The 12880-nt window shown below is 65.2% G+C and carries 8 protein-coding genes, 1 tRNA gene and 2 pseudogenes; 7 read left to right on the forward strand and 4 right to left on the reverse strand.

All coding sequences use genetic code 11. From position 1 onward, the window contains the following. Nucleotides 1–119: 119 nt before the first annotated feature. On the forward strand, nucleotides 120–908 hold the full coding sequence (locus tag AB4851_RS20865; RefSeq protein ID WP_414451303.1) for a DNA adenine methylase: 789 nt from the start codon (nucleotides 120–122) through the stop codon (nucleotides 906–908). A 173-nt stretch (nucleotides 909–1081) separates the two neighbouring features. Here the strand turns inward: AB4851_RS20865 and AB4851_RS20870 are convergent, their stop codons facing one another. From AB4851_RS20870 to AB4851_RS20880, 3 genes are all read right to left on the reverse strand, one after another. Beyond that, nucleotides 1082–1462: a hypothetical protein gene (locus AB4851_RS20870; protein WP_414451304.1), complete on the reverse strand. Its 381-nt coding sequence runs from the start codon at nucleotides 1460–1462 to the stop codon at nucleotides 1082–1084. A 678-nt stretch (nucleotides 1463–2140) separates the two neighbouring features. After that, nucleotides 2141–2215 (reverse strand) — tRNA-Arg (locus tag AB4851_RS20875). A 109-nt stretch (nucleotides 2216–2324) separates the two neighbouring features. Next, on the reverse strand, nucleotides 2325–2507 hold the full coding sequence (locus tag AB4851_RS20880; RefSeq protein WP_414451305.1) for a rubredoxin: 183 nt from the start codon (nucleotides 2505–2507) through the stop codon (nucleotides 2325–2327). Nucleotides 2508–2721: 214 nt separating this feature from the next. Here AB4851_RS20880 and AB4851_RS20885 point away from each other — a divergent pair. The 6 genes and pseudogenes from AB4851_RS20885 to AB4851_RS20910 form a co-directional block, all read left to right on the forward strand. Then, nucleotides 2722–3570: pseudogene (locus tag AB4851_RS20885) on the forward strand (ABC-F family ATP-binding cassette domain-containing protein); the annotation flags it as partial. Between the two features lie 195 nt (nucleotides 3571–3765). Then, nucleotides 3766–4080 (forward strand): annotated as a pseudogene (locus tag AB4851_RS20890) (ATP-binding cassette domain-containing protein); the annotation flags it as partial. 171 nt (nucleotides 4081–4251) lie between these two features. After that, nucleotides 4252–4671: a hypothetical protein gene (locus AB4851_RS20895; RefSeq protein WP_414451904.1), complete on the forward strand. Its 420-nt coding sequence runs from the start codon at nucleotides 4252–4254 to the stop codon at nucleotides 4669–4671. A gap of 192 nt (nucleotides 4672–4863) precedes the next feature. Then, on the forward strand, nucleotides 4864–6849 hold the full coding sequence (locus AB4851_RS20900) for a DNA topoisomerase IV subunit B (RefSeq protein ID WP_414451306.1): 1986 nt from the start codon (nucleotides 4864–4866) through the stop codon (nucleotides 6847–6849). 84 nt (nucleotides 6850–6933) lie between these two features. Then, nucleotides 6934–9258 carry a DNA topoisomerase IV subunit A gene (gene parC / locus AB4851_RS20905; protein WP_414451307.1) on the forward strand — a complete coding sequence of 775 codons (2325 nt, stop codon included), beginning with the start codon at nucleotides 6934–6936 and terminating at the stop codon, nucleotides 9256–9258. A gap of 287 nt (nucleotides 9259–9545) precedes the next feature. Continuing rightward, nucleotides 9546–10004, forward strand: coding sequence for a CopD family protein (locus AB4851_RS20910; protein ID WP_414451308.1), 459 nt, complete (start codon nucleotides 9546–9548; stop codon nucleotides 10002–10004). A 105-nt stretch (nucleotides 10005–10109) separates the two neighbouring features. On the opposite strand, the gene AB4851_RS20915 is transcribed toward AB4851_RS20910, so the two are convergent. Then, the gene (locus tag AB4851_RS20915; protein WP_414442741.1) at nucleotides 10110–12494 is read right to left on the reverse strand and encodes an EAL domain-containing protein; all 2385 of its coding nucleotides are present in this window, start codon (nucleotides 12492–12494) and stop codon (nucleotides 10110–10112) included. Between the last annotated feature and the right edge of the window lie 386 nt (nucleotides 12495–12880).

Genomic DNA, 12880 nt, shown 5'->3' on the forward strand with positions numbered 1-12880 from the left:
GCGCGGGAACGCGCTGACCGGTCGCCTTTCCACTGTCTGTGCCAGTGAATCAGCCAAGGCCCTGTAACCCACCGGTGGGCGGGCCGGATTCTACACGAAGTTATCGAACGGCTTTCACAATGGCAAAACCAATTATTCCTTGGATCGGCGGCAAGCGCCGTCTCGCAACGCATCTCCTGCCGCGCTTTCCTGCGCACGAAACCTACGTCGAAGTTTTCGCGGGCGGGGCGGCTCTATTTTTTATGCGGCCGCCGGCGAAGGTCGAGGTGGTCAACGACGTGAACGGCGAGCTGGTGAACCTCTATCGGGTGGTGCAGCATCACCTCGAGGAATTCGTCCGGCAGTTCAAATGGGCGTTGACCAGCCGGCAGGTTTTCGAGTGGCTCAAGCTGACGGTCCCGGAAACCCTCACCGATATCCAGCGCGCCGCGCGCTTCTATTACCTGCAGAAAAATTGCTTCGGCGGCAAGGTCGAATCTCAAACGTTCGGCATTGCTGCGACGTCGCCGCCGCGGCTGAATCTGCTGCGCCTTGAGGAGGAGCTGTCGGCCGCGCACCTTCGCTTGGCTGGGGCATACGTCGAGCGGCTTGATTGGTCCGATTGCGTCGACCGCTACGATCGGCCGGCGACGTTCTTTTATCTTGATCCGCCGTACCTCGAGACGGAAGGATATGGCGTGTCGTTTCCGTTCGTCGAGTACGAGAAAATGGCGGCGAAGCTGCGCGGGATCAAGGGGCGAGCGATCGTGAGCTTGAACGACCATCCGGAGATCCGGCGCGTGTTCGATGGGTTTCACATCGAGACGGTACCGATTCAGTACACCGTCGGTGGTGGCGAGGGCGTCGACCGGCAAGAGCTGATCATCTCGAATTGGGATGTTGCGGCCGAGCCTGTCGGGCTTTTTTAACGGCGCCGCTCAGCTCAGGCGATCGCGCTCGGCCTTGATCGCCAGGCGCAGCAGCTTGGCGTCCTGCGAACCGGGTGCGGCCGACTCGACCGATTTAGACAGGCGGGCGAATTTCCGCAGCATGCGGCACTGCTCAGTCGTTTGCGGAGATGGAAAGTTAATCGCCGTTTGAATTAGTCTAGTTCTCGCGTCCGGCGCTCGTCCTGATTGTGTTTCAGGCAAGCAGTTTCGGCTGCCTTTTTGATAACGCTCGACGACACACCTTTAAGGTTTTGCTGCGTGAATACATCCCGCGTCAGCTCGATATAGGTCGGCAGGTACGGATCGTAGCGATATGCGGCCTTCGTTCGGCCCAGAGAGGCGTCAAGCGTAGTGCCGCCGTCGCGGTTATCTGTCGCGTGCGCGGCGACGCTAGAGTAAATGCCGCAATCGATAATCTGAGGCCGATGAGCATGGGCGGCAGTGACTGCGAACATGGCGATCGCAGGCAGCAAGAGTTTGCGCGGCATTGTGGGTTCCCCGGAAAGCTGTTTATTGTGGTAATAATTGTCCACGGGGACTCGCATTCAATCAAGTGGTTTTCTACAAGATTACGGCCTGGGCGATAGAATAAAAATCATTATCAAATAGTCGCTACCAGTCGGATAATCTGCATCCGTCATTTAGTAGTATGCGAAGTTGGTACATCGCGACTATTTCTCCGCCTATGTCCTCCCTCCAGACCTTATCGATGCATCGCCGATGATCCTCGGCGTCCTTGAACATGCGTCGAGTGCGGACGCATTCCAATATCAGTCTGCGGATCAGGTGGTCCTCAGGGTACTGGCGCCATGCTGCGCGCATTTCCTTCATGGTCGGGTACAGGTAGTCGGGAAGCTGTTTCCGGGCGGCCACTGCCGCGACAGCCTGATCCAACGGCACCTCGTTTCGGTCTACCCTCGTCTCAACGATCTTCACCGCATCCAAGTCGGCAGGCGGAAACCCTGTGTCTCGGACGAACTCGTCAACCGTCATGGCCGTGTAGGTCCGGGTCCGCGCGTCCGAGATCGGGCAAGTAAATTCCCAGACGAAAGCCCATAGAGGTTTCATGGCGCTGCTCGTGTGCTGTATGGATGTACAGTATATGCGGCTTGACGTGTGGTGGTTCCGGCTCGATTTTTAGAAATCGTTACGCCAGAATTACGCCAAATTGCGGTGAGAGCCTTGATGGGCGGGCGGTACGGGGGATTTCTTGGTCCCCCCGACAGGAATCGAACCTGTATCTAGCGCTTAGGAGGCGCTTGTTCTATCCATTGAACTACGGGGAGCGGATAGGGCGCCGGTGACGGCGCCGCGATTCAGCGGGGCAGAGTATAGCAAAGCTTCCCGCCCCTAAAACGGCCGTCAAGCGCGTCCGCCCGCAACCTCACCGCAAAATCAAAAATCCACCACCACGAAATCCTCCTTGCCCACATCGCACAGCGGGCAGCGCCAATCCGACGGGATGTCGGCGAAGCGCGTGCCGGCCGGGATGCCTTCGTCGGGCAGGCCTTCCTGTTCGTTGTAGATCCAGCCGCAGATCAGGCAGACCCAGCTTTGGTATTCGACGACTTCGCTCATGATGACGATCGGAAAATAGTGCGGAAACAGTGAAAATTGTGCAGCGGCTGGCCGGCAGACCGCGCAATATACCCGAAACGCCCGGCCGCCCAGCCTGCGCCCGATCAACCTTCGCCGCACCGTCGCGCGCGGCTCGCCATCCGGCCAACTTAGAACCACCCCCGATGCCCGTTACAATGGGCGCTTCCGAATCCCTCTCATCGCCGCTCCCCCCATGTCGCTCTATTCCATTACCGGCGCGCAGCTTGCGTTCGGTCACGTCGCGTTGCTCGATCACGCGGAATTCTCGCTCGAAGCCGGCGAGCGCGTCGGCCTCATCGGCCGCAACGGCGCGGGCAAGTCCTCGCTGCTGAAGATCGTCGCGGAGCTCGCGCGTCCCGACGACGGCCTGGTCACCCGCCAGCAGGATCTGGTGACGGTCTACGTGTCGCAGGAGCCCGAATTCGAGCCGGGTCTGTCGGTGTTCGACGCGGTTGCGGGCGGCCTCACGCATATCCAGGCGCTGCTCGACGAGTTCGACACGGTCGCGCACGGGCTCGCGGACGAGCCGGAAGGCGCCGGGCACGACGCGCTGATGGCGCGCATGAACACGCTGCAGGCGGCGCTCGACATGGCCGATGGCTGGAACTGGCGCACCCGCGTGGCCACCACGCTGGCGCAGATCGGTCTCGACGGCGAACTGCTGGTGGAAGCGCTGTCGGGCGGCATGAAGAAGCGCGTGGCGCTGGCCCGCGCGCTGGTGCTGCAGCCCGACGTGCTGTTGCTCGACGAACCCACCAACCACCTCGATTTCGAAGGCATCCGCTGGCTGGAAGAACTGCTGATCTCGCAGCGCTCGAGCGTGCTGTTCATCACCCACGATCGCGCGTTCCTCGATCGCGTCGCCACCCGCATCGTCGAGCTCGATCGCGGCCGGCTGCTGTCCTATCCCGGCAACTTCTCGCAATATCAAACGCGCAAGGAGCAGCAGCTGGAAGTCGAGCGCGTCGAGAATGCGAAGTTCGACAAGCTGCTGGCACAGGAAGAAGTCTGGATCCGCAAGGGCGTGGAAGCGCGCCGCACGCGCAGCGTGGGCCGCATCGCGCGGCTCGTGGACATGCGCAACGAGCGCGCCGAACGCCGCAATTCGCAGGGCAACGTGCGTCTCGACGTGGCGCAGGGCGAGAAGTCGGGCAAGATCGTCGCGGAGCTGACCGACGTCACGATTCGCTACGACGGCCGCACCTTCATCGATACCTTCTCCAGCACCGTGATGCGCGGCGACAAGATCGGCCTGATCGGCCCGAACGGCGTCGGCAAGACCACCATGCTGAAGCTGATCCTCGGCGAACTCACGCCCGACGAAGGCAAGGTCCGCACCGGCACCAACCTGCAGGTGGCGTACTTCGACCAGATGCGCGCGCAGCTCGATCTCGACAAGAGCCTCGCCGATACCATCAGCCCCGGCAGCGAATGGGTGGAAGTGGCGGGCACCAAGAAGCATGTGATGAGCTATCTCGGCGATTTCCTGTTCGCGCCGGAGCGCGCGCGCTCGCCGGTGCGCTCGCTGTCGGGCGGTGAACGCAACCGCCTGCTGCTGGCGCGCCTGTTCGCACGGCCGGCCAACGTGCTGGTGCTCGACGAACCGACCAACGACCTCGACATCCCCACGCTCGAACTGCTCGAAGAGCTGCTGGCCGACTACGACGGCACGGTGCTGCTGGTCAGCCACGATCGCGCCTTCCTCGACAACGTGGTCACCTCGGTGATCGCGTCGGAAGGCAACGGCGCCTGGCGCGAATACGTCGGTGGCTTCACCGACTGGCAAACCCAGCACGCGCGCTCGAAGGATCTGGCCCGGCAGCAGGAAGTTGCCGCGCGCGCGCCCGCGCCCGCCGCCGCGCCGAAGGACGACGCCGGCAAGAACGCGGCGAGCCGCAACATCCAGCGCCCGGTCAAGCTGTCGTTCAACGACCAACGCGAACTCGACAATCTGCCCCAGAAGATCGCGGCGATCGAAGCCGAGCAGGCCGAGATCAACGCGCAACTCGAAGACGGCACGATCTTCGCGCGCGACGCGAAGGAAGGCACGCGCCTGACCGAACGCTTCGCCACGCTCGACAACGAACTGCTCGTCGCGCTCGAACGCTGGGAAGAACTCGAGGCCAAGCGCAAGCCGTCATGATCGCGCGCGCAAGGAACCAGTAAAATACGCCGCGTTCCGGCCCCGGCGTCGCATGCGGCGCCGCCCGATTTCGGAGCAGTCGCGTCAGCGCATTGTTTCGATTGGCTTTTTTATCGAATTCAACGTTTTGTCCACGATGTTGTCCACACGATCTGGGGATAAGCATCGCGGACGATGGATGAACTAGCGCCTATGTCCACGAAAAAGCCCGCAGCGGCCTATAGCGAAGCATCGATCAAGGTGCTGAAGGGTCTCGAACCCGTCAAGCAGCGGCCCGGTATGTACACGCGTACCGAAAACCCGCTGCACATCATCCAGGAAGTCATCGACAACGCCTCCGACGAGGCGCTCGGCGGCCACGGCAAGCAGATCTCGGTCACGCTGCATGCGGATCAGTCGGTCTCGGTCGAGGACGACGGCCGCGGCATTCCGTACGGCATGCACCCGGACGAAGGCGTGCCGGTGGTCGAAATCGTTTTCACGCGCCTGCACGCCGGCGGCAAGTTCGACAAGGCGGCCGGTGGCGCCTACACGTTCTCCGGCGGCCTGCACGGCGTGGGCGTGTCGGTCACCAACGCGCTGGCCACGCGCCTCGACGTCACGGTCTGGCGCGACGGCAAGATCGCCGAACTCGGCTTTGCGCACGGCGATGTGGTCAAGCCGCTCGTCACGCAGGCGGCCGGCCGCGGCGAGAAGAAGTCGGGCACGCGCGTGCGCGTCTGGCCGGACGGCAAGTATTTCGATTCGCCGAACCTGCCGGCCGGCGAACTGCAGCGCCTGCTGCGCTCGAAGGCGGTGCTGCTGCCGGGCGTCGAAGTGGTGCTGATCACCGAGAAAACCGGCGAGCGTCAGGTCTGGAAGTACCAGGACGGCCTGCGCGGCTATCTGCTCGACGAAATGAACGGCAGCGAGCTGCTGATCCCGCTGTTCGAGGGCGAACGCTTCGCCGATTCGAAAAGCTCGGGCGACGATACCTTTGCCGACGGCGAAGGCGCATCGTGGGTGGTGGCCTGGAGCGAGGAAGGTTCGCTCACGCGCGAATCCTACGTGAACCTGATTCCGACACCAGCGGGCGGCACGCATGAATCGGGGCTGCGCGACGGCCTCTATCAGGCGGTCAAGAGCTTCGTCGAGCTGCACAACCTGCAGCCGAAGGGCGTCAAGCTGCTGGCCGAGGACGTGTTCGCGCGCGTGTCGTTCGTGCTGTCGGCAAAGGTGCTCGATCCGCAGTTCCAAGGCCAGATCAAGGAGCGTCTGAACAGCCGCGACGCCGTCAAGCTGGTGTCGTCGTTCTCGCGCCCGGCGCTCGAACTGTGGCTGAACCAGCACGTCGAGCACGGCAAGAAGCTGGCCGATCTGGTCATCAAGCAGGCGCAGGCGCGCACGCGCGCCGGCCAGAAGGTCGAGAAGCGCAAGAGCTCGGGCGTGGCGGTGCTGCCCGGCAAGCTGACCGACTGCGAAACGCAGGACATCACGCGCAACGAACTGTTCCTGGTCGAGGGCGATTCGGCCGGCGGTTCGGCCAAGATGGGCCGCGACAAGGAATATCAGGCGATCCTGCCGCTGCGCGGCAAGGTGTTGAACACCTGGGAAACCGAGCGCGACCGCCTGTTCGCGAACAACGAGGTGCACGACATCTCGGTGGCGATCGGCGTCGATCCGCACAGCCCCGACGACAACGTCGATCTGTCGAACCTGCGCTACGGCAAGATCTGCATCCTGTCGGACGCGGATGTCGACGGCGCGCACATCCAGGTGCTGCTGCTCACGCTGTTCTTCAAGCATTTCCCGCAACTGATCGAGCGCGGCCACGTGTGCGTGGCGCGTCCGCCGCTGTTCCGCGTCGATGCGCCGGCGCGCGGCAAGAAGCCCGCGCAGAAGCTCTACGCGCTCGACGATGGCGAGCTCGAGGCGATCCTCGACAAGCTGCGCAAGGACGGCGTGCGCGACACGCAATGGTCGATCAGCCGCTTCAAGGGCCTCGGCGAAATGAGCGCCGAGCAGCTGTGGGACACCACCATGAATCCCGATACGCGCCGCCTCACGCCGGTCGCGCTCGGCGGGCTCGATTACGACGCCACGGTATCGCGCATGACGATGCTGATGGGCAAGGGCGAGGCGTCCGCACGTCGCGGCTGGCTCGAGGAAAAGGGCAACGAGGTCGAGGTGGATATCTGAACGGCGTGACTCGCGCCGCGCACCCGATGCGCCGCGCGGCACGCCGGCCGAGCCGCCCCTGAACCGATACGGAAGCGATACCAGATGGACGACAACACCCCCGATTTTTTCGATGAACCGCCCAAGCCGCCCGAAGGCGGCGATGTCCTGACGCTCGGCGATTACGCCGAGAGCGCCTACCTCAGCTACGCGGTCAGCGTCGTCAAGGGCCGCGCGCTGCCGGATGTCTGCGATGGCCAGAAGCCGGTCCAGCGCCGCATTCTGTTCGCGATGAGCGAGATGGGCCTCGGCAACAACGCCAAGCCCGTGAAGTCGGCGCGCGTGGTGGGCGACGTGCTCGGCAAGTACCACCCGCACGGCGATCAATCCGCCTACGACGCGCTCGTGCGTCTCGCGCAGGATTTCTCGATGCGCTACCCGCTGATCGACGGCCAGGGCAACTTCGGCTCGCGCGACGGCGACGGCGCGGCCGCGATGCGGTACACGGAAGCACGGCTCACGCCGATCGCCCAGTTGCTGCTCGACGAGATCGACCAGGGCACGGTCGGCTTCATGCCGAACTACGACGGTTCGTTCCAGGAGCCGCAATTGCTGCCGGCGCGGCTGCCGTTCGCGCTGCTGAACGGCGCGTCGGGCATCGCGGTCGGCCTCGCAACGGAAATCCCGTCGCACAACCTGCGCGAAGTGGCGGCCGCGGCGGTGGCGCTGATCCGCAACCCGAAGCTCTCGCACGCCGAGCTGATGCAACTGGTGCCCGGCCCGGATTTCCCGGGCGGCGGCCAGATCATCTCGAGCGACGCGGAAATCTCCGCCGCCTACGAAGTCGGGCGCGGCAGCCTCAAGGTGCGCGCGCGCTGGAAGATCGAGGAGCTCGCGCGCGGCCAGTGGCAACTGGTGGTCAATGAATTGCCGCCGAACACCTCGGGCCAGAAGGTGCTCGAGGAAATCGAGGAGCTGACCAACCCGAAGATCAAGGCCGGCAAGAAGACGCTCACGCAGGAGCAGGCCAACACCAAGAAGACCCTGCTCGACCTGCTCGATGCCGTGCGCGACGAGTCGGGCAAGGATGCGCCGGTGCGGCTCGTGTTCGAGCCGAAGTCGCGCACCCTCGATCAGACCGAGTTCGTACAGTCGCTGCTCGCGCACACCAGCCTCGAATCGAACGCGCCGCTGAACCTCGTGATGATCGGCCCCGACGGCCGGCCCGCGCAGAAGGGGCTCGGCACGATCCTCGGCGAGTGGGTGGGGTTCCGCCAGCAGACGCTGACGCGGCGTTGCCGCCATCGGCTGGGCAAGGTCGACGACCGCATCCACATCCTCGAAGGGCGGATGATCGTCTTCCTGAACATCGACGAGGTGATCCGGATCATCCGCGAGTCGGACGAGCCGAAGGCCGCGCTGATGTCGGCGTTCGGGCTGACCGAGCGTCAGGCCGAAGACATTCTCGAAATCCGCCTGCGTCAGCTCGCGCGGCTCGAGAAGATCAAGATCGAGAAGGAGCTCGACGAGTTGCGCGCCGAGAAGGCCAAGCTGGAAGAGTTGCTGGGCAACGACAGCGCGATGAAGCGGCTCATGATCAAGGAGATCGAGGGCGACGCCAAGCAGTTCGGCGACGACCGCCGCACGCTGATCCAGCAGGAAAAGCGCGCGATCTTCGAGGCCAAGGTGATCGACGAGCCGGTGACGGTGGTGGTGTCGCAAAAGGGCTGGGTGCGTGCGCTGAAGGGCCACGGGCTCGACCCGGCGAGCTTCACGTTCAAGGCCGGCGACGGCCTCTACGCGGCGTTCCAGTGCCGCACGCCCGATACGCTGATCGCCTGGGGCAGCAAGGGCCGCGTGCATTCGGTGCCGGTGCAGGTGCTGCCGGGCGGCCGCGGCGACGGCGTGCCGGTCACCTCGCTGATCGAACTCGAATCGGGCACGCACCTGATGCATTACTTCGCGGCCGGCGCGGAGCAGCCGCTGCTGCTCGCGTCGAGCAACGGCTTCGGCTTCATCGCCAAGGTGGGCGACATGATCAGCCGTCAGAAGGCCGGCAAGGCCTTCATGACGATCGACGAAGGCGCGGTGCCGCTCGCGCCGATGCCGGTCATGCCGCTCGCCACCCAGGTGGCCTGCCTGTCGGGGCAGGGGCGCCTGCTGGTGTTCGGGATCGACGAGATGAAGACGCTGTCGGCCGGCGGCCGCGGCGTGATCCTGATGGCGCTGGAAGACAAGGAAACGCTGGTGCAGGCGCTGGCGATCGACGGTCGCGGCGTGCTGCTGCAAGGCACCGGTCGCGGCGGCAAGGCGCAGGATGCGGTGCTGGCGGGCGCGGCGCTTGCGCCGCTGGTCGGCAAGCGTGCCCGCAAGGGCCGTGTGCCGGAGCTCAAGCTGAAGCTGTCCGGCCTGCGGCCGATCTTCGGCTGACGTACCGCACGCAGCGCACGCGGCGGCGCGCGGCCTGCGCGCCCCGTATCGGCTTTTGTCCGACTCGGGCCCCGGCCGCGCTGCCCGCGCGCCGGGGTTTTTTCATGGGCGGATCGAGCGTGGCGTCGAATGCGGGCCGCGACATTCGGCGGGATTTCGTGTCAAATGTCGCCCGCGTACCGAACCGGTGCGCCGCGGGCCGGTCGAACCGGTTCAGGCCACCGTCGCGAGTCGGTTTTCGTTTGCCGGTTCGATTCGCCCGATAACAACACCCTCAGGATTGCCCCATGTCCCACGCCATTCCCGTCGCACTGTTCCTTCATCTTCTTGCCGTCGCGGTGTGGGTGGGCGGGATGGTATTCGCGCATTTCTGCCTGCGCCCCGCGCTGTCGGATCTCTCGCCGCAACTGCGGCTGCCGCTGGTCGAGGCCGTGTTCGGGCGCTTCTTCAACTGGGTGGCGGGCGCGGTGCTCGTCACGCTGCTGACGGGCGGCTTCCTGCTGACCGCGTACGGCGGCGCGCATGCCACTTGGCCGCTGCACGCGATGGCCGGCCTCGGCGTGCTGATGATGCTGATCTTCGGCCATATCCGCTTCGCGATCTTCCCGCGCATTCGCCGCGCCGTGCAGGCGCAGAACTGGCCGGATGGCGCACGCGCGGTGGGCGCGATGCGCATGCTGGTGGTGGTCAACCTGGTGCTCGGCGTCGTGACGATCGCCACGGCCGTGCTGTCGCGCGGTTTTTGAACTCGCGGGGGCGCGTTCGGCCGGTTTGAGCACGGCCGGAGGCGGCCCGAAGCCGCCCGAGGCGACACGCGCCTCCCTCACGCACCTTCTCCCGCCCGGCAACGCTCAGTTGCCGTGACCGCCGCCCGGCTCGTGCGAGACGTTCGCGATCCGGGCCAGATGCGCCGCGCTCGACGTCACGCGCGGCCGGGCTTCCAATGTTTCGCACACGCCGAAGCGCGCCAGCAGTGCCTCGATTCCCTCGGCCGGCACCGCCCGCGAGAACAGGAAGCCCTGCGCCTGGATCGGCCCGAGCGCCGACAGCCACGCGACCTGCTCCTCGGTTTCGGTGCCCTCGACCACCACGGTCAGCCCGAGCGCGCGCGCCAGATGCACGATCGACGACACCATCACGCACACGCTGCGATCGGCCGGAATCGCCTGCACGAACGAGCGATCCACCTTCAGCGTGTCCACCGCGAAGCGGTGCAGATACGACAGCGACGAATAGCCGGTGCCGAAATCGTCGAGCGCCACGCGAATGCCGAGCTTCTTGAGCGCCATGATCTTGTCCGACACCAGCTCCGGAAACTCCATCATCGCCGTCTCGGTGATTTCGATTTCGAGCCGATCCGCCGCGATGCCGGTTTCGGCCAGCGCGCTGGAGATGGTGTCGATCAGGTCGCCGCGCCAGAACTGCACGGGCGACACGTTGACGGCCAGCGTCAGCGTGTCGTGGCCTTCGTCGCGCCAGCGCGCCAGTTGACGGCACGCGGTGCGCACCACGAAATCGCCGATCGGCACGATCAGGCCGGTCGATTCGGCCACCGCGATGAATTCGGTGGCGGCGATCAGCCCGTGGGTAGGGTGGTTCCACCGCACCAGCGCCTCGAAGCCGGCGATGCAGCGCCGCGTCAGGTCGATCTTCGGCTGGAATGCGAGGAACAGTTGTTCCTCCGCGAGCGCCACGCGCAACTGCTGCTCCCAGCGCATCAGGTGATCGGCGCGGTGCGACAGGTGCGGGGCGTAGAACTGATAGCAGTTCTTGCCGGCATCCTTGGCGCTGTACATCGCGAGGTCGGCCTTCTTCAGCAGGTCGATCTCGCTCTCGTTGGGCACGGCGTGCAGCACGATGCCGATGCTCGCATGCAGCACGAAGGTACTGCCGCGCACCTCGAACGCGTCGGCGAACATGCCGATGATCGATTCGGCAAGCTGCACGGCGCGGCGCTCGACGTCGTCACCCTTCACCACCACCACGAACTCGTCGCCGCCGATCCGCGACAGCGAACCGTCGTGGCCCACCGCGTCGGACAGCCGCGCGGCCGTCATCTGCAGCACGATGTCGCCGGCGTTGTGGCCGAGCGTGTCGTTGACGGTCTTGAAGTTGTCGAGATCGATGAACAGGATCGCCAGATGCCGCAGGTTGGCCGGCTCGGCCACGTCGTTGCGCAGCTCGCGCAGCGTCGTGTAGCGATTCGCCAGGCCGGTCAGCAGGTCGTACTCGGCAAGCTGCGTCATCTCGCGCTCGCGCCCGAGCAGCTTGCCGATCAGGCCGGTCGCCACGCCGAAGAACGCCAGCATCGCCAGCGTGACGAAGCTCGTCATCAGCAGATAGACGTTGCGCGTGTGGTTGTAGTCGGACAGCTCCTCGCCCTGCGACAGCCCGACCAGCACGCCGAGCGGGTAGCCGTCGAGATGGCGGTACGACACGATCCGCATGGTGCCGTCGATCGGATCGGCATAGGTGCCCGACACGCGCTCGGCGATCGGATACACGCCGGAGGCCGAGAAGCTGCCCGCGGCGCGGCCGGTGCCCGGCGCGCCGGTGCGGCGGGCCAGCACCGCGCCGGTATCGGACACCACGGCGATCACGCCGTCCTTGCCGACCGCCGCGTTGTTGTAGAAATCGCTCGTGAAATAGCTCGGGTCCTCGGACACCACCACCACGCCCGCGAACGAGCCGTCGGGGGCGTTCAGGCGGCGCGTCATCTGCAGCGTCCACTGGCCCGACAGGCGGCCGAGCACCGGCCGGCTGATGTACATCTCGTCGTCGTTGTGGGTGGCATGCACCTGGAAATGCTCGCGGTCGGACAGGTCCACCGGTTTCGGATGCGGATCGGCCGTGTTGGCGAACAGGTGCCCGTTGGCGTCGAGCAGCGAAACCTGGATCAGCGTATCGCTCGGCACCACGCCTTTCTCGACGGTGCTCGCCAGGTTGAAGCGCTCCGGCGATTTCTCGAACTCGAACTTGACGAAGCGGGTGATCTGGTCGACCTGATGGATCGACTTGATGGTGTGCTGCTCGAGCGCCGTGGAGAGGATCGCGGCGGAGGCGGCGGCCTCGCGGTAGGCGCTGTCCTTCTCGATCGACAGCCGCATGACGATCGCCGTCCACAGCAGCGCGATCGCGATCATCCCGAGCAGGGGGATCGCGAACAGCGTGCGGCGGCGAGTGCGGCGCGGGCGCGGCTGGCGCGCAAGCTCGGCGAGTTGACGAAACGAATTCATCGGATGACTAACGGTCGATCGGCATGGAACAGCGGGTTCGGTCATGACGGCTGGGTCACGCGCGACGGAGGCGCCCGCGCGCGAGGCGCAGGCGTGCCGGCGTGTGGCCCGGTCGCGCATGCCGCTTGCCCGGCATCGCGCGATGGTGTCGCCCCCGCGTCGGGCGGGTGGCGCCATGTGTTTTATCCGACTCCTTGGACGGCATGCCGCCGGCACGTATGGGGTGCCGGCCCATGTGGCGACCGCTCGGGTTCGATTGGTCCCGATATTACTGGTTGGTCAGCGAATTAGATAGCGAGGGCAAAAACCGAGGCGGGGCGGATAGGGGGCTATTGAAGAAAGCATGATTTGAAACAAAATTGAGGATCGTTTCGAGCTCATGCGGG

Origin of the sequence: Burkholderia sp. 22PA0099, assembly GCF_047497165.1 — a bacterium.
Taxonomy (GTDB): domain Bacteria; phylum Pseudomonadota; class Gammaproteobacteria; order Burkholderiales; family Burkholderiaceae; genus Burkholderia.